Origin of the sequence: Kosmotoga arenicorallina S304 (assembly GCF_001636545.1) — a bacterium.
Taxonomy (GTDB): domain Bacteria; phylum Thermotogota; class Thermotogae; order Petrotogales; family Kosmotogaceae; genus Kosmotoga_B; species Kosmotoga_B arenicorallina.
This window is the reverse complement of the sequence record NZ_JFHK01000018.1, coordinates 41,621-60,345: the sequence shown is the minus strand read 5'-3', so window position 1 is coordinate 60,345 and position 18,725 is coordinate 41,621. Positions and strand designations below refer to the sequence as shown.

The window sequence follows — 18,725 nt, the reverse complement described above, 5'->3', positions numbered from 1 at the left end:
ATCAGCCTTTGACTGCGCCTTCTGTCAAACCTGCTATTATATATTTTTGCGCAAAGGCGAAGATTATCATTGTGGGGAGTAGAGAAACTACAAGTCCTGCGCTCATTATATCCCAGCTTATTCCAGCCTTTGAAATGAAAGAATTCAAAGCCACAGGTATCGTCATTTTATCATCTGAAAAAATGAACATAGTGGCTAAAAATAATTCATTCCAGATATTTACAAATGCAAAGCTAAAAATGGCTGCCAGCCCGGGCAACGTAAGGGGAAAGACAATCTTGAAAAGAGACTGAACTATGTTACACCCATCTATCATAGATGCTTCTTCCAAACTAATAGGAATCCTATCAAAAAAACTTTTTGCCATGATAGTGCTAAAAGCGATTACCATGGTTATATACAAAATGGTAAGTGTGGATAATTTATCGGTCATTTGAAATTGCGACAGCATTGTAAATAACGGAGCCATGATTATAAATCCGGGGATCATCTGTGTGAAGTAAAGCGCCAGGAGAATTCTATTTTTGAACCTTTTCATTTTCAATCTTGATAAAGCATATCCGCTAAACATTGATATTATCATCGCCGCAAAAGCAGCTATAAGAGAGACTATGGCACTGTTCCTGAAATAGATTCCGAAGTTGGCAAAACTAAACAACTGTTTGTAGCTGTTAAAACTGATTTTGGAAGGCCAGTACTTCAAAGGAAAGGAATAGATTTCCTTGGAATCCTTTAATGAAGTAATTGTTATCCAGTAAAATGGCAATAAAGCAGCAATTAAGTATAACGCAAGTGCTATAATTTTTAGGATCTTCTTGAAGCTTGTCATAATACCACCTCTTTGCTGGAAGTAAGCCGCAGGTAGAAGAATGCGTAAACAAACAAAACAGACATGATTATAAATCCAATAGCTGCCCCTTGGCCATAATCGTAAAATTTGTAGATCTTGTTTATCATAAGAGTTGCCAGTATATTTGTGGAATTTGCGGGTCCGCCACCGGTCATACCATATATTATCTCCGGGAAATTCATGATCCACATGGTTCTTAAAAGAGTTGTGCTGATTATTGTTGGCTTTATGTATGGGATAGTGACATCAAAAAGTTGCCTTAATTTTGTTGCTCCATCGATTTCAGCAGCTTCATACAATTCTTTTGGAACTGATTGCAATGCTGCAAGAAGCATTATGGCAAAGAAAGGCACGCCATACCATACATTCGCTATGATTACCGACATCATGGCAAATTTGGGATCTGACAAAAAGCCAATGTTGTTATTTATTATCCCCAATCTCATAAGCAGATCGTTTATCATGCCAAACTGACCATTGAACATCCAAGCCCATACAAGACCGATGGCAAAACCGGATACTGCCCACGGGTAAAAAACCAGCGCAGAATAAATTCCTCTCCCTTTGAAGGGTTTTCTCATAAGAAGTGCAAGTCCAAAGCCAAGCACAAATTGGAAGAACAACGACACAAAAATCCACAAAACCGTATTAAGGCATATTCTCCAAAAATTGAAGTTCCTATCCGTAATAACAGCTTTGAAGTTATCCAATCCTATAAAATGCACATTTGTTAGATCGAAGAGGTTGTAATTCTGGAAAGCCACAACCCCTCCTTTTACTATGGGGAAATAGACAAACAGAATTAGCAGCACAAACGCCGGGATTATCATTATGAATAATTTACGTTGTGAATTACGCATCCAAACACCTCTTAAAAAGGGCGCGGTGTTGTTGACGATGAGCACCGCACCCATGGTTAATTATGTAGAGTCATTCTGCCCAATATTCAGTCCATTTTTCGACAGTTTCTTCAAGAGAGATTTTTCCTAACAAGAAGGCTTGCATATATTGCTGATGAACCTCAGCCCAACCGGGCCACTTGGGGGAATTCAAGGGATAGGAAGCGAATATGTATTTTTCGGGATGATTTATCATGTATCCCCATGCAGAATACACACCCGTGCTGAAATACGGATCGTCCTCAAAGGTTGAAGTGTGAATTGGAAGAGGGCCATATTCTTTACAAAGCTTTGCGTTAACTTCTGGGCTGGAAATGTATTTTATGAATTCCCAGGCTTCTTTCTTGTGCTTTGAATATGATGGTATTCCCAGTCCGGTAAACCCATAATCGAGATAGGCCTTTCCAGAGGGTCCGACGGGAACTGGAACGACTGTATAATGTTCGCGGCCCAACATATTGTCGACCAATGCAACGGTATCAGGATCTTGAATCAGGAAAGGCGTTATGCCCGAGACAAAGGCATTGACCTGTTCGTTGAATCCCCAGTTTATGGCATCTTTAGGGGTAGCTTCATCGAAAAGCCTTTTGTACATTCTAAGACCTTCAACTGCCCGAGGGTCTGAGAAATATATCTTTCCATCTTTTGTCTTATAAATATTCGAGGGATTGATATCACTAAGGAACGATGTGGCAATGAGGTCAGAGAATTTGAATTCCCAGGATTTTCCTCTAAATCCAAATCCATACTGATTCTTTGAAGGGTCAGTAATGGCGATACAAAGTTCAACCAATTCGCTCATAGTTTTGGGAATGTAATTCACTCCCAATTTCTTCAGGATATCAGTCCTAACAAACAAACCTTTGATGAAAAAGAACTGTGGAACTATATAAGCAGTATCGTTTACGGTTCTTGCCGCTTTGTTAGCAACAACTGAAAGTGTCTTTGCATCAGCCCAGTTTGCGATATATGGTTCCAAGTTTTCAAGTCTTCCGTTGTTTACATACTGCTTTATCGTATAATCCCTGACTTCAACAATATCCAGTGGCTGTCTTGTATTGAGCATAAGCGTTGCTTTTTGGTCTGCTTGTTCATAAGGTGGCGAAATGAGATTCACTTTAATTCCGGGGTGTGTTGCTTCAAAATCTGCAATAATATCTTTCAGTACCTTGGTTCGCCCCGGACTTGTGAGAACTTCGATGAAATTCAGTGTAACGACTTTAGAAAACGCAGTAATCCCCACGAGAAACACAAGCAAAATCAACAGAAAAAACCTTGCCTTCTTCATACGCTAACCTCCCTTTAGATTTGGTTATGTTATCGATTTTTCGATAACATGGTTAAGTAAAGCATTGGTAGCAGCACCTATTGCATATGTAATATTTTGTGGGAAAGCCCCTTTTATTAACCGTACTTTCTTCTCGCGTCCAAACTGGAGTTTGAAGAATACATTTTTAAAGGGCTTCATGAATAAATCTCCCAATTCGATCATCCTTCCACTTACGATAACTGCTTCTGGTCCAATGAGATTTGAGATTATTGAAGCAATTCGACCTAATTCGGTATAAATTTCTTCAAATCTCTTTTTAGCTTCCATGTTTTCACTGTTCTCAAGATATTCTTTTATGTCGACACTTCCAAGCTGATGCTGATTTTTTCCCAGGAATATACGGAGTTCAGATAACACTTTTTCCAGACTAAAGTACTCTTCTCCTTTTCCAATAACTTTTCCGAGGAAAGCCAGATAGTCAAACTCTCCTGAATAGCCAAAAGCCCCTCTGTAAATTTCTCCATTGAGTACAATTCCACAGCCTATTCCTTCATCGAAGAAAATATCTACAAAAGAATTAAGCTCCTTGCCATTTCCAAAAAAGCGTTCAGCTAAAGCGCCACCATCTGCGTCATTTATCAGGTAAGTTTTCTTTTTGAAGGTTTCTTGAGCTATTTGGACAACATTGAAATTTTCCCAATCTGGTAATCCGCTTGGTGAATATATAACACCGACTTTTTCATCAATAGGCCCGGGAGCACCAATACCAATTGCATTTGGCTCAATGCCATGTTCACGCGCCTTAGATAACATGATTTCGATAACTTTCAATAGGTTTTTAGCTGCAGCTTCCTTTTTACGGTTGGATTCATGAACAATAATGCTTTCAAGAACTTTGCCGTCTGGGTTCAGAAGAACACCTGATGTATCCTTTCTTTCGAGGCCAATTCCAATAACAGAAGCAGCATCGCTTCTGATCTTCAAAGGAACAGGAGACTTTCCTATGCTCCCGCTATTATCTTTTTCGATCTCTTCAACAATTCCAAGAGAAATCAACTTGTTAATTATCGAGGATACGGTTGTTTTTGTTAGGTTTAAAATTCTTGCAAGCTCAACCCTTGATAAGTTTGGATTTATTATCAAAGTTTTGACTATTTTTGAAGTGTTTCTTACCCTAAGATCCTCAGGTCTTGAAGACATAATCAATTCACTTCCTTACATGTTATTTCTGTTTAGTCAGTAAACTTTACTTACTAATTATATAAATTCAATACTAAAATTCAAAACAAGTAGTCTGTTGATTAGAAACGATTTTTGGCTATTATTTCCAGTCAGCAGCTGTTAATTAAGAAACTCAAAATATGGTGTTCGAAAATGAGTTTGAAAGTATTAATGACTTTCGATATTCAAATTTTTAAGCTACTTTGTAGAGTAATTCAGCTATTGTAAATTTGCAATATCTTCTCTTTAGAGATGAGGGGGTGGCTTATTAATTCAAGAGTTTTTTTATGCATTTTGTCTTCACTTACGAGCTCAGATCCTGCCTTTTTTAGAGCTTCAAGAATCTCTTTCCTATCAGCATTGGGTGTGGCTTTGTGCCTCAAAAAATGAACGTGAGGTCTCAAAACAGCACCTGCGAACTTTACATTTGCATTTTTTGCAAGTTCTTCAACAATATGGACTACCACATCGAAATTTCCGAGTTCCCACCATCCAGATGTTGATACCAGTGCGATTTTTGTGATATTCACATTCTCGCGAAACTTCGCTCTTGTTCGGGCCTCTTGAAATTTCAGCACCGGATCTAATAAAGGGCAGAGCCTGTTGATTAAATTCTGCATCTCTCCCGGCAGCGGAATATAAACAGGCGTAGCGAGAACAAGAATATCTGCTCCCCTTAGGGCTGGATAAAGTTTTACCATATCGTCTTTTATGATGCACTCACCCGGATTTTTATACCAGCAGTACATGATGCTGCAGCTACACGGCTTTATATTAAGCGCACTCGCATAGAATAACTCAACTTCACATCCTGCATCTTTCATTCCTTCGAGAAAAGGTTCTAAGACAAAAGCGGTGTTCCCCTTTTCCATTCCCGGACTTCCATTTATAACTGCGGCTTTCAAAATAATCATCTCCCATTAAGCATTTTTTCTCACATAACAAGTATAACCTTATATTATAAAAATGAAGAGGAAAATAGCCAAATTATGAAAAAAGCATCTAAAACCAAAATCTTTATGGCTGACTTTTCTTTAATAACCACATTTAGGTTTTTCTTGAATTGCCAGCTATTCTTTATTTTCCTGCTGTTTTGCCTTCTCTTTTGTTATTATCTTAATGAAACCTTTGGGGGTGATTTTATGAAAAGATGGGTGGTGCTTTTTGTTTTTCTTTTAATTAGTCTTGGTATTTTTGGAATAAGTTACAGTATCGGTGTAAATATCAGCGGGTTTATTGAGCCTTTTGTCATGGCAAGATTTGAGCTTGGTACAGTGGATCTCATGGTTAAAGGCGGTTTTGTATTTAGTAACCGGGGTTTAGAAATAGTTTCCCCGGGTATTTTTGTATCAACTGATCTATCTTTCTTCAGGCCACATGCCGGAATAGAAGGATTCTGGAATTTAAAGGAAATGGAATGCTTGCTATTGGGAAAAATCGGAACAGATTTCAGGATCAGCCTTAGCTTTGCTTCGCTTTATCTTGGTGCGGATATTGGATTGGCAATTAACTTGCCGGGAGATTTCTTTGTGAGCATAGATGAAATTGTCCCGATACCAACGCTTACAGCTTATCTTGAATGGTGACCGATATTTCTATCTTTACCTTCCGATATCGGAAGTAACTTCCGCCCCCGGAAGTGATATAATTTCATTGGGGGTGAATACATGCTTTTTGATACAAGGCCAAAAACCAAATTGGAAGATCTCTTTGATAGGATTGATGAAAGAAAAGCTTTTGAAGATGCTTTGTATAACTATCCGCTTGTTATTGTAACCGGGCTGCGAAGGGTAGGAAAGTCCTCATTGATCAAAGCCATGTTGAATGAGCTCCAGGAAATCTCCATCTTTTTGGACGGAAGAAGCCTTTATTCCTCTTCGGGAGGGAATATCACCCATTTCCATCTCATAAGCCAAATCGAAAGCGAACTTGCCCGGGTATCTTTGAAGTATAAGATAGTCAAATTCCTTAAAGAGTTGCGGGGAGTAAGTATCAAAGGAAATAGCATTACTCTCATCAGGAAAGAATTAGACCTTTCATCGCTAATGGAAAGACTCAATGAATTTGCTGCTAAGAACGGAAAAAATATCATCCTGTATATTGATGAAGCCCAGTATTTGAAATATTATGGTTCAAGAGGGGGAAAAGACCTTCTTACATTGCTTGCGTTTATTTACGATAATTTGCACAATACAAAGCTAGTCATAACAGGATCTGAAATAGGGTTACTGCACGATTTTCTGAAGCTTTCAGATTACGAATCCCCTCTTTATGGCAGAGCTTATTCAGAGATATGCATTGAACCATTCAAAAGAAAAACTTCTATAGAATTCTTAAAAAAAGGCTTTGCACAAATAAATTTACCAGTTTCATTTGACATCGAAGAAGTTGTTAATATTCTTGATGGAATACCGGGATATTTAGTTCTTTTCGGAGTAAAATACCGCGAATTTTTAGATGTAAAGGAAGCAATTGAAAAAGTATTCAATTATCTTTCAGGAATGATTTCAAGCGAACTTAAAGAGCTTGAAAAGAGAAGTCCTCGTTATTTGAAAATTCTAAAGCACATCGCTGCGGGAGTCGATTCCTGGGCAGGTCTCAAAAGGCTCTTAATAGCCTCTGGGGATATAGTTGGTGACTCAAGATTATATGAAGCCTTGAATATCCTTCAGCAGACATCATGGATAAAAAAAGCTGATGGGAAATACAACATCGTTGACCCTGTTCTAAAAAGAGTAATAAACGGAATCTCTGAATAGCACTACTAATCATTCTTGAAAAATCTGCTTCCGATATCGGAAGCAACTTCCGCCCCCGGAAGCAGTTTGATTGTTGTCGGTTGTGGGTTGTGTATGCTTTGTCCCGCACAACCTGAGCTTTAGCTAAACATAGCAATTCCTCGCTGTCCCGGATTCCTGGTGTCACGATTCTCGAAGTATTTTCTATACTCTAAACCCCAGACCCTAGACCCGGTTTTCAAGCTACCCTTTAATAACAGCTATTGGTGTAAGCCTTGTAACCTTTTTTACAAGGTCCTTTTGATACTCCATGACTTCTTCAATGTCTTTATAAGCCGCTCTGGCTTCTTCTACAACTGCGCTTTTATCCGGGGTTATCAACACAACATTCCGCTCGTCAAGATCGCGCTTGACCTCAGCAAAGCTCAATTTCCTTTTCGCCTCGTGCCTGCCTAAAACCCTTCCAGCACCATGAGAACAGGAGCAGAAACTATCTGGACTGCATAGCCCTTCGGCTATATATGTGGAGCTCCCCATCGAGCCGGGAATTATAACTTTTCCTTTGGCTTTAACAGCGCCTTTGCGGTGGACAAGCACCTTTTCTCCATAATGCTCTTCAAAGGACGCATAATTGTGGATAGTTTCAAGTCTTTCAAGTTCCTCTATATCTGGAAAGAAATATTTCATGACTTCCAGTGCTGTTTCCATGATAAGACGTCGATTTTCACTTGCGAATTCAATGCAGAAATTCATTTCACCAAGATACTGTTTGCCTTCATTGCTGTCCACTGGCAACCATGAAAGACCCGGTGGAGGATTAACCCCCCGCTTTTTGCAATATTCCTTTGCGATTCTGTCGTAGTGGCTTGCAACCTGTTTCCCAAGATTTCGAGAACCACTGTGCACGGTTAGGAATATTTCCCCGGATTCATCTTTCTGGATCTCAATAAAATGATTTCCACCCCCTAAGGTTCCAAGCTGCTTCTGGGCTTTTTTCCACTCTTTTTCAGTAACAAAACCCGCTGGTTTCTTTTTCCATAAATCACTTGACAATGCTTTCCCTCTCCATCTGAAACCCACGGGGATTTTCTCAAGAAACATTTTCAAAATCGGCTCCCGGTATTTCATCACTATTTCAGCGGTTAAATTAGTTTTCACTGTAACCACGCCACAACCAATGTCCATTCCCACAGCGTAGGGAATAACAGCATTCTTTAATGCAACAACTCCTCCAATAGGCATGCCATAACCCGGATGCACATCGGGCATTACAGCTATCCATCTAAAGAGAGATGGGATCCTGGAAAGGTTTCTGATTTGCTCTATGGCTTCTTCTTCTATTTTGTCAATCGGGATCCATATTCTTGATTTAAGTTTCGGGTAGTATCTGCCCATTAACCATCACTCCCTGATGTTCATATTTAAATTCTAACACCGCTATTCTCAAGCCCTTTCAGTATAGAGGACTCCTTGTAAAAGCAAAAAGCGGTTACAACAATGCAATTGTTATTTTTTTATATTGTAATACACACTACCTTGCATAACATAATACTGTATGTTATTCTGTCATTGGAGCAGATGTCTCGAAGAAAAAATGACTCGACTCAAAAGAAGGAGGTAGCGTTATGAAGCGAAAAAGTGGAAGCGTAGTTGCAGGAACAATCCTGGCTGTTGGTTTGATTTTAGTGGGGGTTTCATTCATATTGGGTCCGGTAGATTTTCATGGCTTTGATTTTGAGGATTCTTCAAATTACCAGAATGAATACACCGAGATCTTTTCGAATTTATCCAGCAGTAAGGTCTATGTAGATACGATAAATGGATCTGTTCATGTGGAAGGCTGGGAAAATAACTATATACAGCTTGAAGTCAAACAGAGGTACACTGGTTATTCAGAAAATAGGCTGGAAGAGCTTTTTAAATCGACAAAACCAGAAGTTACATTTCTTGGGGATTACATGAGAATAATCACCCCCAGATTGAAGAAAACAAGCTTTTTCAAAAGCTATGGTGTTTCAATAATCTTGAAAGTACCCTATGAACTTGTAGATAACGTTGAAGCCAAAACCAGCAATGGTAGTTTGAATTTTTCCAATCTCAACGCACGAATTATCGGAAAAACTTCAAATGGCTCTATCTATCTGCTTAAAGTAAACGGCAATGCAGAGCTCGATAGCTCAAATGGAAAAGTTTATGCCAGCGGATTTACGGGAAGTCTTAATGCTGATACGTCGAACGCTTCAATAGAAGTTGAAAATTCGCAGGCGCAAGTATATTTGAAAACTTCAAACGGGAGCATTTATATAAGAAACTCCTCTCTATTGGGGGAAAATAACACTTTGAAGACTTCCAATGGAAGGATTGTTTTGGATTCTGAACTCCCGAGCTCCGGTCAATTAAAACTAACCACAAGTAATGGGGGAATTGAGCTTGCCATACCACATGGGACAGGCGCAGTTATAGATGCTGATACGTCAAATGGCCGGGTTATTTTAGACAATGTACCTATCCTTGCAACTTCCATAGAGAAGACAAGCGTTAACGGAAGCATTTATGGTGGAGGCAATCTGTATATAAGTCTAAACACAAGCAATTCCAATATCAAAATAAGTGAAAAATGAAAAAACGATGATCTCAAAAAGAGGTGTAGAGATGGACAAACAGATGAAAAAAGGCGTTCTTGATTTGTGCGTCCTTAGCGTCCTTTCAGAAGAAGATTGCTACGGATATCAGTTAGTAGAGAAAATTTCTGATGCGATTAAGATTTCTGAAGGGACAATTTACCCTCTCCTTAAGCGGTTGCTAAAAGAGGGATTGCTAACATCATATATAAAAGAATCCACCGAAGGACCCGCTAGAAAATATTACCGGTTAACTCCTGAGGGTGTAGCCAAGTGCAAAAAGCTTAGAAAAGACTGGTTTGAATTCTACAATGGGGTAAACAAACTCCTTGGCAGGGGGAATGAAAATGAACAGTGTTGAATACATAAAAAGGCTGGAAAGAGGTTTAAGAAAGCTCAAGCCAGTAGAAAGAGAAGAATTCCTTCAAGATTACAGAGATCATTTTCAGGAAGGTCTAAGGCAGGGAAAGACAGAAGACGAGATTTCTCGCGGCCTCGGAAATCCTGACAAAATCGCCAGGCTGATACTCGCCGAATACAACATCAAAGCGCTTGATGAAAAGCCAAAGAGCAGAAGCGTTTTCACAGCTATAATGAGCATAATAGGGCTCGGCTTTTTCAACCTGATCGTCACCTTGCCCTTTTTCATTGTGCTTTATGTCGTTGTTTTTGCAGTTTTTGCTGTCGCTGCTGCTTTTGTAGTTTTCCCGATATTTTATTATTATTTTCCGGAAAATGTTATACTCCCCTTTTCTAATCTCAACCAGGAACTGCTTTTTGTATTTGGGATTATGTTGATAGGGATAGGAATTTTCCTCTTTTCTGGAAAGATATTGAAAGGTGTATTCAAGATTACCGTGGCATTCCTTAAGTGGAACCTCAAAGTCATAAAGGGAGAATAAACAACGAGAGGAGGGGGCGGTTCTGTACAGAACTGCCCATATTTCAATGAAGAAATTTGCTTTTTGTATTGTGATATTATTTTTAACGTCCATTGCCTTCGGCTTCATCCCTGATTACTGGCCGACCAACAGCTGGAAGCACGATGACAGTTACAGCTTTGATGAACTCGAATCTTATATCAAAAGAATCTTCTGGAAAGAACTGCACTCGCTTATCATAGTAAAAGACGGCTATGTAGTTTATGAAAATTACTTCAAGGAAAACGGCTCACAAGTCTCGCCAGATGAACTTCACGCACTTTATTCCGCAACAAAGAGCATAAATTCCCTGCTCGTCGGCATAATGATTGACAAAGGCTATATTTCATCTGAGCAAATCAAAATAACAGAAATCTTCTCCGACTATGTTTTTGAAAACCCCTCAAAGGAAAAAGAGGAAATAGAGATCAGGCACGTACCGGAAAACACCTGCGGTTTCGAATGGAATGAATGGGCTTATTCATATAGTGACCCAAGAAATATCTACAACAAGTTTGTTAATAGCCCCGATAGGGTGCAATTCGTGCTCAATCTGCCCATGGCACATACGCCCGGTGAAAAATTTGTCTATAACACCGGGGCTTCGCATTTGATAACCGCCGCCATACAGAGATTAACCGGAAAATCTGCTCTGGAATTAGCAGAGGAAAATCTTTTTCACCCTCTTGGAATAACAGAGGTAATATGGTCAAAGGATTCGCAGGGGATAAACAAAGGAGCGGGACTGAACATGATTCCCGAAGACATGGCTAAAATAGGTCTCCTTGTCCTTACGGAGGGTATCTGGGAAGGCAAACAGCTTGTTCCAAAGAGCTGGATCGAGAAATCCCTGCAGAAAATGCACAAAGTTTCAACGGATGTCTTTTTCGGATATCACTGGTGGATTTATGAATATAAAGATATCGAGATAATATCCGCTTATGGTTATAACGACCAGCGCATTTACATAGTTCCATCAAAGAGTCTCGTGGTGGTAACCACCGCCGCAATTTCATCCGAATTCTCCTTGACATTGTTGAAGGATTATATATTGCCGAAGTTTGAATGACGGTCTATGAAACAAAGAGCTTTTGTTCAGTAAGCATTTTTTGCTTTGCTGAATTCATTAATACGTAATCTATGTTGTTTTTAAAAGCGCTCACGATTTCCTGATCAAGAGGCATGCTTTCCATTTCCTTAATAGCACTTTTAATGTTCATAGCAGGACGGTATGGCCTATCGCTTATCAGTGCGTCAAAAACATCTGCAACTGCTAAAACCCTTGCAAGCATGGGTATTTCGTCTTTTTTAAGACCTTCCGGATAACCAGATCCATCCATCCTTTCATGGTGATACAAGATTATAGGAATCAAGTTCTTCAGATATGGAATTTTGCCAAGCACAGATGCGCCAACTTCCGGATGCCTTTTAATTATAAAATATTCTTCAGCAGTTAATTTTCCCCTTTTTGTGAGAATTTCTTCTGGTATTCCTATTTTTCCAATATCATGAAGAAGCGCCGCTCTTTCCAATGTTTTCAACTTTTTCCCTTTTATACCCAAGATTTTTCCCAATGCAACTGAAATTGCTGCTACTTTTTTTGAATGATTTGCTGTGTATCGGTCTCGCTGTTCAAAAAGAAAAGCAATGGCTTCAAGACCGACAGTTTGATAATGTGCGGAGATTTCAGACTCAATCATTCTTTGCACTATCAAAGTGCTCAATAGAGCCATAGATAAAGCGCTTACTATATGAAGGAGTTTAATTGGAAAAGTCTTGAATTTATATTTCAAGCCAAATACCAGGGGGGTACCTGTTTTGGAATTATTGACTTCTATCAAGCTTGATAAGCCATATGCATTTAAAAATTCCCCCAAAGAGATATCAGCTCTTACAACTTTGCTATCTACCACGTTCTCCAACAAGTCGTCAAATATATTGAAGTATACGATTAAATTCATACTATCTTTCGCTACAACTTTATAAAGAGATTCTTTGTCTGAAAATGCTGCGGGCCTATTAATAATTTCCACTGAGTTAACTGCTGAAGAACCGGCAAGAATTTCAGAGAAATTTTTCTCTATGAATCCTGTCTCACCTTTCTTAACTGCTTCATAAAATTCTGTCCACTGGAAGTAACCATAAGAAAGTTTTTCGGTAAGCAAGATTACAGAAAGCTTCAATGCGCTCTTACTACTTTCTATTCTTTCGGTGAACCTGGTAATATTCAAATGATAAAATCCTAAAAGAGCAACAATAGCCACAAATAAAAAAACAGATACATAAATCAATTTTCTGCGCATAATTCACCAACTTGATTCATGAAATAGCTTTTCTATCTAAGGTGAAAACCGAAAAAACTCAAAGAATTTTCCAGAAAAAAGGTTCGAGGAATATTTTATCATGTCCGAACTCGATTTCCCTTTTTTCCGGATAAGGATTCAGTAGCACAGAAGTTCCTTTGAAGTTAATTATTTCAGCTCCATTTATTCTCTTTTCAAAGCCAATTGAAAGCAAAAGTTCCTTCAAAAGGCTTTCTTCTGGAATAGATGCGATATAAATGGCGTTGCCCTTTCGTGTAACCGCGGGGAATTTCTCGTAAGGATAGAGGAAATCCCCGATTGTTTCGGCATCAAGAATCTTCAATACTTCAAGGATAAATTTCCCTTTGAATTTCTTTCCGTTTAGCATCAAATCCTGCGCTTGTTCGATTCCTCCAAAATCTACTACCTTCACGCCGAGGATTTCTTCCAGACCATAGGGTATAGATGACCTGATATTGTTGTATTCGTCTTTTGATGAAGTCATTGCGGTGACAATTAATTTTCCATTGAAGGTTGAAAGCTTTTTGAGGAATTCATCACGAACATAGTAAGCCGAAGGTATAAATAAAAGCTTATATTCAGAAATATCGTCTTCCGGGAATACAAAGTCCACATTATATCCAAGCTCCCGCAGAGCTTTGTATGCAATCAATATGCTATCTGAAAGCAAAGAGAAATTGTTATTCAATCTATCCGTTCTGTCTATCCAGAAATTTTCATAATCTATATATATAGCCGTTTCTTTAATAGGGATCAGAATTTCCTCATCCATAAAAGCCTTAAAGCCTTCCTTTGCAGCAATAGCTCGTGGCGTAAGGCTACCATCGTAGTTGAGCAAGGCGCTGTGATACTGCTCAGCTCCATAAGGCAGTTGCCTGTATCTGAAAATCAGGGAGCCGAATGCTCCGTGAGCCATAGATTGTGCAATCCAGTATTTTAACTGTTCGGGATCGTGATAATTGTTCACCTTTCGCCAATTGACCCTGCCCGGTTGCTGTTCCATAACAAGGAAAGGCTCATTTTTCAGAGACCTCATAAGATCATGGTTCATTCCCTGAAGATGGTAATCGTAATCACCGGGTATGTAATTGTCCCAGCTCACAAAATCAAGTTCTTTTGAAAGCTTGTAATAATCTATTTCTGTAAAATTGACCATCAGATTGTGCGTGATGGGTTTTGAACTGTATTTTCTCACTTCTTCTGCCATTTCTCTATGGAATTCAATTGCAGAATCGGAAGAAAAGCGCATGTAATCAAGCGATAAAGAGGGATTATGGCTCGCTATTGTGTGGCGTGGAGGATCTATTTCTTCCCAATCTCTATACTGCTGGCTCCAGAAAACCGTTCCCCAGGCTTTATTCAGGGCTTCGATATTATGGTATTTATCCTTCAGCCACTTCCTGAATTTCTTTGCGCAGTTATCGCAATAGCAAAGGGTTGAATTATGGCATCCGTATTCGTTGTCAATCTGCCAGGCGATTATGGTGTCAGATTTACCATATCTTTCGGCGTATTTTCTGGTTATTTCCCTTGCGAATTTTCTGTAAACCAGTGAATTGAAGCAGTAATGCCTTCTGCTCCCGAAGTTTAACTTGTGTCCAGATTCATTTTCCTGAAGAATTTCAGGATGCGATTTAACGAGCCATGCAGGCGGAGTAGCGGTAGGTGTGCCCATTATCACACCAATGCCATTTTTTGAAAATGTCTCAATAACCCTGTCAAAAAGAGAAAAGTCGTATTCCCCGGGACTCGGCTCGACAAAGGACCAGGCGAACTCACCAATTCTCACGGCGTTGAAGCCGAGAGTTTTCATTATTTCCACATCTTTCTCTATTCTATCGGGTTCCCAATGTTCAGGGTAATAGCAAGCGCCAAAAAGTTTTTTCACAATATCATCCTTTCACACTACCAACTGTCAACCCTTCTATGAAATATCTCTGGAAAAGAAGGAAAACAAACAAAGGTACAACGGCGGCGATAATCGCTCCTGCTGCCATGGTATTCCAGCTCGTAATCCATTGCCCCTGCAAATTGACAAGCCCCAGCGTAATTGGTTTTATTTTATCACTTTGAATGAGTATGAGAGACCATAGATAGTCATTCCATATCCAAGTAAATTCAAGTATCCCCAAAGCGGCAAGAGCTGGAAGCACAAGCGGCATGACGATTTTGCTGTAAATAGTGAAATGTCCAGCGCCGTCAATCATTGCAGCATCGAAAATACTTGCTGGTATTGTCTTCATAAAGTTCCTCAGGAAAAAGGTGCAAAAACCAAGCTGAAAGGCTATATGGAAAAGTATTACCCCTATAAACCTATCATAAATCCCCAACGAAACTGAAAATCTGTAAACTGGTATAAGAAGCATCTGGAAAGGGATCAGCATCCCCCCAACGAAAATCATGAGAATGAGTTTTGAAAGCCTGAACTTATACCAGGCTAGCGCATAAGCACTTAAACTTGACAAAAACAGAGCTCCCAGAACAGAAGGTATTGTAATGATAAATGTGTTCAAGAAATACCTGCCCATATTGGCATCTTTCCAGGCTGTGATGAAATTGCTCGGGAACCACTTTTTCGGAGGAGCCCACCATTTTCTTGTAAGCATCAACTCATCCATTGATTTGAAAGATGTAAAAAACGAGATCATAAAAGGGGCTATCCACAGCAAAACAATAATGGTGGCCAATATATAAAAAACTATTTTTTTCGCTCTCATAAGGCTTCCTCCTTTTTCAGCACATTCCGCATATAGAAGACAATGAAACCAAGGGTTATGAGAAATTGAATGGTGGCAATTGCGGAACCGTATCCCATACGATAGTTATTGAAAGCCATTATATACATATAATTCGCCATAACGCTGGAGGAATAAAAAGGCCCTCCTCTCGTTAATACATACACGATATCAAAAGCCCTCAATGAATCGATTACACTTACTGTTATCGCCACAATAGTAGCAGGCCTTAACATAGGCAAAATGACGTGAACGAACCTTTTCCAGCCATTAGCTCCATCTACCCAGGCCGCTTCAACAAGCTCTTTTGGAACCTGCTTCAAACCGGCCAGATATAGTACCATTGCGTAAGAAATCTGCCTCCACGATGCTGCCATGATGAGGGAGTAAGTAACGATGTTTGGGTCACTAAGCCAGCCCACGGACTTAATGCCAAAAATTGATAGAAAACTGTTAAGCGCCCCATAGCGTGGTTCTAAAATCCATGACCATATCTGTCCTATCACCACAAAAGAAAGCGTCATAGGAAGGTACATAAGCGTCTTGTATACCTTTGAACCTCTGAATTTCTGGTCAAGCAGCATAGCTATGAGCAATCCAAGAGGAACGGAAACACCGGCAAACCCTATTAGCCATTTTATATTGTTCCACAGCGAGATTCTGAAATATGGATCCTGGAAAAGGAGTTTGAAATTATCCCAACCTATAATTGAAAATTCAGGTGAAACGCCGTCCCAATCTGTAAAACTCAAATACAGAGTCTGAAATATGGGGAATATGACCCAAATGCTGTACATAAGCAAAGGTAAGGCTAAGAAAGCGTAAGGAACCCATTTTTTGGATTTCATCTATATCATTACCTCCTGAAGTAAGTGAAGGAAAAGGGCCTTTCCAGGCCCTTTTCTAAAATTACTTAAAGATTCTCCATCTTTCGATTTCAAGGTTTTTGAGGATGAAATCAATCCTTACTGGATAAACCATGAATTCAACAAATCCGTTCATACCAGCTGTTGCCATTTCGGGGTTAGTATCCCTGTCGTAGAACTGCATTACACCATCAGATGCAAGAATCATGTCAAGACCTTTTTGTGCATGCGCATCGGGTGCCGGAACATCCTTGTTTGCAGCGAGCCTTCCAAGATTTGATGCGAAGTATTCCTGTGCTTCTTTTGAGGCGATGAATTCAAGGAAAATCTTAGCAGCTTCTTTGTTTTGCGCTTTGGCAGGAATCATGAATCCATCAATTGGCGTGTCTTCATAAAGGCCAATATTTCCATCTATTACGGGGAATCTGAAGAAATCAAGATCATCTTTTACACTTTCGGGTGCTACGTCTTTTATGAACTGTCCCATGAGATACATGGCTGCATCGCCTGTAAAGAGATAGTTTGCCGCATCCTGCCAGGTGTAAGATGTGTGGTTGCTTATGAAATAACCTGCATCAACAAGCTGTTTCCAGTATTCGAAGACCTTTTTGACGCCTTCGTCTGTGTATTCTATTTCACCGTTTGTTAGTTTCAGGTGATAGTCCAGCCCATTTACCCTCATATTCAAGTAGTCGAACCAACCTGCTGCTGTCCAGAGGTACTTCGTTCCGATGGTTATCGGAATGTATCCTGCCTCTTTCAGTTTTTCGCAGGTATTAAGGAACTGATACCAGGTAACGGGAACGGTCAAACCGAGCTTTTCAAAGATGGATTTTCTGTAATATACACCCCACCAATACCATGATTGCGGAACGAAATAGATGTGGTCTTCGTAGGCGGAAGCGCTCTTGAAAGCTCCGGGGAAATATGCTTCAAACCCACCATCGAAAATATCGTCAATTGGTTCAAGCAGTCCCTTGCTGGCAAAGTATCTCATTCTCTCGCCAGCGAACCATGTAACTACATCAGGGGCGTTTGAAGAATTAAGCCATGTTCTGAGAAGGGTCTTAAAATCTTCATGAGCAAAGGTATTAACGGTAACTTCAATCTCCGGATGTTCCGCCTTGAACTGTTCCACCAGTTCAGCAAATACCTTCTTGGGAGCAGGGTCTGACATATACGAGTTGATAACGAGCTTCTGAGCTCCCAAAAGAGAAACGACAATAGAAAGAACTAAAAACACAAAGAGAACTTTCCTCATACTACCCACCTCCTATGCGCTCTTGCGCAAAATGAGTTTAGGAACGAACTTGATTTTTTCAACATTATCACTTAGCGCCAGTGTAAAAGCGGTATTTACCATTTTTGACTTGTCTATTCGAACTGTGGTCAAAGCGCTTATTTCTGCAAAAAAAACATCATCGTACCCGACAACAGCGACATCTTTTCCCGGAACAGCTCCCTTTTCCCTGAGGGCTTTTATAACCCCAAGAGCCATAAGGTCGTTATAGCAGAAAAAAGCTTCTGGAAGTTTTTTCATTTCGATGACAGCATTATAAGAGCTTTGCCAGTTCACTGGTAGATGCAAAATATAATCTGGAACCTTTCCAAAGCCTTGAATGAAACCCTCCGTCCTTCCGGAAGTCGTAAATTTTCTGGGATTTCCCATAATCAGAACCACCCTTTTGACTCCCCGTTTCAATAGATATTTACCAACCTTCCTGGCGCCTTCGATTTCGTCAATCCAGACTTCAGAGAAATTCCCTTCAGGGCAATGGACACCAAAAGAAACTATATTTATCCCTTTTTTCTTGTACGATTCAAGATGTTCAACACTATAACCTTCGGGAGCAATAATGATAGAATCCACACCACTGTTGTAAAGGGTTTCAAGTGCTCTCTGCTCCTGCTGCAGCTTTCTTTCGGTATCGGTTACGATAACCGTCATCCCTGTTTTTTCGGCAAGGTCTTCAATATCGCCAACCATTTCTGCATAAAAAGGATTTCGAATATCCGAAACCACCACACCTATTCGTCCAGTTTTTCCTACCCTAAGAGAACGCGCATCTGAATGTGGCCTATAACCGAGTTCTTCTATCGCTTTCATTATCTTTGCCTTTGTTTCATCACTTACACCCGGCCTGTTGTTAACCACCCGGGAAACCGTCATAAGAGAAGTACCGGCTTTTTGGGCAACATCTTTCAGTGTAGGACGCTTCATCTGCCACCTCCGTTAACGTTAACAAGTTAATTATAATGCCTTGTTCAGCATTATCAAAAT

Annotated in this window: 18 protein-coding genes; 6 read left to right on the top strand and 12 right to left on the bottom strand. The window is 39.8% G+C overall.

The genetic code is table 11. From position 1 onward, the window contains the following. Window position 1 precedes the first annotated feature (1 nt). The 5 genes from AT15_RS07975 to AT15_RS07955 form a co-directional block, all read right to left on the bottom strand. Window positions 2–829: a carbohydrate ABC transporter permease gene (locus tag AT15_RS07975; RefSeq protein WP_068348170.1), complete on the bottom strand. Its 828-nt coding sequence runs from the start codon at window positions 827–829 to the stop codon at window positions 2–4. Next, window positions 826–1,710, bottom strand: coding sequence for a carbohydrate ABC transporter permease (locus AT15_RS07970; protein WP_068348168.1), 885 nt, complete (start codon window positions 1,708–1,710; stop codon window positions 826–828). Before AT15_RS07970 ends, AT15_RS07975 begins: the two co-directional genes overlap by 4 nt. Window positions 1,711–1,780: 70 nt before the next feature. After that, complete coding sequence (locus AT15_RS07965; protein WP_068348167.1) at window positions 1,781–3,037, bottom strand: ABC transporter substrate-binding protein; 1,257 nt, start codon at window positions 3,035–3,037, stop codon at window positions 1,781–1,783. 24 nt (window positions 3,038–3,061) lie between these two features. Beyond that, window positions 3,062–4,219, bottom strand: a complete 1,158-nt coding sequence (locus AT15_RS07960) for an ROK family transcriptional regulator (RefSeq protein WP_068348165.1) — start codon at window positions 4,217–4,219, stop codon at window positions 3,062–3,064. A gap of 236 nt (window positions 4,220–4,455) precedes the next feature. Continuing rightward, window positions 4,456–5,145, bottom strand: a complete 690-nt coding sequence (locus AT15_RS07955; protein WP_068348163.1) for a flavodoxin family protein — start codon at window positions 5,143–5,145, stop codon at window positions 4,456–4,458. A gap of 237 nt (window positions 5,146–5,382) precedes the next feature. Here AT15_RS07955 and AT15_RS07950 point away from each other — a divergent pair, with 237 nt between their 5' ends. Then, window positions 5,383–5,826: a hypothetical protein gene (locus AT15_RS07950; RefSeq protein ID WP_068348161.1), complete on the top strand. Its 444-nt coding sequence runs from the start codon at window positions 5,383–5,385 to the stop codon at window positions 5,824–5,826. An 81-nt stretch (window positions 5,827–5,907) separates the two neighbouring features. Further along, window positions 5,908–6,999, top strand: coding sequence for an AAA family ATPase (locus AT15_RS07945; protein ID WP_068348159.1), 1,092 nt, complete (start codon window positions 5,908–5,910; stop codon window positions 6,997–6,999). Window positions 7,000–7,221: 222 nt separating this feature from the next. On the opposite strand, the gene AT15_RS07940 is transcribed toward AT15_RS07945, so the two are convergent. Next, entirely contained in the window at window positions 7,222–8,373 is a 1,152-nt protein-coding gene (locus AT15_RS07940; protein ID WP_068348157.1) for an RtcB family protein, read from the bottom strand. 230 nt (window positions 8,374–8,603) lie between these two features. Here AT15_RS07940 and AT15_RS07935 point away from each other — a divergent pair, with 230 nt between their 5' ends. The 4 genes from AT15_RS07935 (at window position 8,604) to AT15_RS07920 (ending at window position 11,588) form a co-directional block, all read left to right on the top strand. Beyond that, window positions 8,604–9,599 carry a DUF4097 family beta strand repeat-containing protein gene (locus AT15_RS07935; protein WP_068348155.1) on the top strand — a complete coding sequence of 332 codons (996 nt, stop codon included), beginning with the start codon at window positions 8,604–8,606 and terminating at the stop codon, window positions 9,597–9,599. A 31-nt stretch (window positions 9,600–9,630) separates the two neighbouring features. After that, window positions 9,631–9,960: a PadR family transcriptional regulator gene (locus tag AT15_RS07930; RefSeq protein ID WP_068348153.1), complete on the top strand. Its 330-nt coding sequence runs from the start codon at window positions 9,631–9,633 to the stop codon at window positions 9,958–9,960. Next, the gene (locus AT15_RS07925) at window positions 9,947–10,501 is read left to right on the top strand and encodes a DUF1700 domain-containing protein (RefSeq protein ID WP_068348151.1); all 555 of its coding nucleotides are present in this window, start codon (window positions 9,947–9,949) and stop codon (window positions 10,499–10,501) included. Before AT15_RS07930 ends, AT15_RS07925 begins: the two co-directional genes overlap by 14 nt. 70 nt (window positions 10,502–10,571) lie before the next feature. After that, window positions 10,572–11,588, top strand: coding sequence for a serine hydrolase domain-containing protein (locus AT15_RS07920; RefSeq protein ID WP_161484666.1), 1,017 nt, complete (start codon window positions 10,572–10,574; stop codon window positions 11,586–11,588). Between the two features lie 4 nt (window positions 11,589–11,592). Here the strand turns inward: AT15_RS07920 and AT15_RS10210 are convergent, their stop codons facing one another. The 6 genes from AT15_RS10210 to AT15_RS07890 all read right to left on the bottom strand — a co-directional run bounded on the left by AT15_RS10210 (window position 11,593) and on the right by AT15_RS07890 (window position 18,665). Beyond that, window positions 11,593–12,822 (bottom strand): HD-GYP domain-containing protein, encoded by a 1,230-nt coding sequence (locus tag AT15_RS10210; protein WP_068348146.1) that lies wholly within the window; start codon window positions 12,820–12,822, stop codon window positions 11,593–11,595. Between the two features lie 58 nt (window positions 12,823–12,880). Then, window positions 12,881–14,731: a beta-galactosidase gene (locus AT15_RS07910; protein WP_068348144.1), complete on the bottom strand. Its 1,851-nt coding sequence runs from the start codon at window positions 14,729–14,731 to the stop codon at window positions 12,881–12,883. Window positions 14,732–14,735: 4 nt separating this feature from the next. Continuing rightward, window positions 14,736–15,560, bottom strand: a complete 825-nt coding sequence (locus AT15_RS07905; RefSeq protein WP_068348142.1) for a carbohydrate ABC transporter permease — start codon at window positions 15,558–15,560, stop codon at window positions 14,736–14,738. Continuing rightward, window positions 15,557–16,426, bottom strand: a complete 870-nt coding sequence (locus tag AT15_RS07900) for a carbohydrate ABC transporter permease (protein WP_068348140.1) — start codon at window positions 16,424–16,426, stop codon at window positions 15,557–15,559. Before AT15_RS07900 ends, AT15_RS07905 begins: the two co-directional genes overlap by 4 nt. A gap of 61 nt (window positions 16,427–16,487) precedes the next feature. Continuing rightward, the gene (locus tag AT15_RS07895; protein ID WP_068348138.1) at window positions 16,488–17,705 is read right to left on the bottom strand and encodes an ABC transporter substrate-binding protein; all 1,218 of its coding nucleotides are present in this window, start codon (window positions 17,703–17,705) and stop codon (window positions 16,488–16,490) included. Window positions 17,706–17,717: 12 nt separating this feature from the next. Continuing rightward, the gene (locus tag AT15_RS07890; protein WP_068348136.1) at window positions 17,718–18,665 is read right to left on the bottom strand and encodes a LacI family DNA-binding transcriptional regulator; all 948 of its coding nucleotides are present in this window, start codon (window positions 18,663–18,665) and stop codon (window positions 17,718–17,720) included. Window positions 18,666–18,725 lie beyond the last annotated feature (60 nt).

What these genes read in the sequence shown, in the direction of transcription:
- AT15_RS07895 (WP_068348138.1), bottom strand. Translation starts at nt 17,705, where the DNA reads ATGAGGAAAGTTCTCTTTGTGTTTTTAGTTCTTTCTATTGTCGTTTCT.
- AT15_RS07965 (WP_068348167.1), bottom strand. Translation starts at nt 3,037, where the DNA reads ATGAAGAAGGCAAGGTTTTTTCTGTTGATTTTGCTTGTGTTTCTCGTG.
- AT15_RS07900 (WP_068348140.1), bottom strand. Translation starts at nt 16,426, where the DNA reads ATGAAATCCAAAAAATGGGTTCCTTACGCTTTCTTAGCCTTACCTTTG.
- AT15_RS07905 (WP_068348142.1), bottom strand. Translation starts at nt 15,560, where the DNA reads ATGAGAGCGAAAAAAATAGTTTTTTATATATTGGCCACCATTATTGTT.
- AT15_RS07940 (WP_068348157.1), bottom strand. Translation starts at nt 8,373, where the DNA reads ATGGGCAGATACTACCCGAAACTTAAATCAAGAATATGGATCCCGATT.
- AT15_RS07950 (WP_068348161.1), top strand. Translation starts at nt 5,383, where the DNA reads ATGAAAAGATGGGTGGTGCTTTTTGTTTTTCTTTTAATTAGTCTTGGT.
- AT15_RS07930 (WP_068348153.1), top strand. Translation starts at nt 9,631, where the DNA reads ATGGACAAACAGATGAAAAAAGGCGTTCTTGATTTGTGCGTCCTTAGC.
- AT15_RS07970 (WP_068348168.1), bottom strand. Translation starts at nt 1,710, where the DNA reads ATGCGTAATTCACAACGTAAATTATTCATAATGATAATCCCGGCGTTT.
- AT15_RS07935 (WP_068348155.1), top strand. Translation starts at nt 8,604, where the DNA reads ATGAAGCGAAAAAGTGGAAGCGTAGTTGCAGGAACAATCCTGGCTGTT.
- AT15_RS07890 (WP_068348136.1), bottom strand. Translation starts at nt 18,665, where the DNA reads ATGAAGCGTCCTACACTGAAAGATGTTGCCCAAAAAGCCGGTACTTCT.
- AT15_RS07925 (WP_068348151.1), top strand. Translation starts at nt 9,947, where the DNA reads ATGAACAGTGTTGAATACATAAAAAGGCTGGAAAGAGGTTTAAGAAAG.
- AT15_RS07945 (WP_068348159.1), top strand. Translation starts at nt 5,908, where the DNA reads ATGCTTTTTGATACAAGGCCAAAAACCAAATTGGAAGATCTCTTTGAT.
- AT15_RS07975 (WP_068348170.1), bottom strand. Translation starts at nt 829, where the DNA reads ATGACAAGCTTCAAGAAGATCCTAAAAATTATAGCACTTGCGTTATAC.
- AT15_RS07960 (WP_068348165.1), bottom strand. Translation starts at nt 4,219, where the DNA reads ATGTCTTCAAGACCTGAGGATCTTAGGGTAAGAAACACTTCAAAAATA.
- AT15_RS10210 (WP_068348146.1), bottom strand. Translation starts at nt 12,822, where the DNA reads ATGCGCAGAAAATTGATTTATGTATCTGTTTTTTTATTTGTGGCTATT.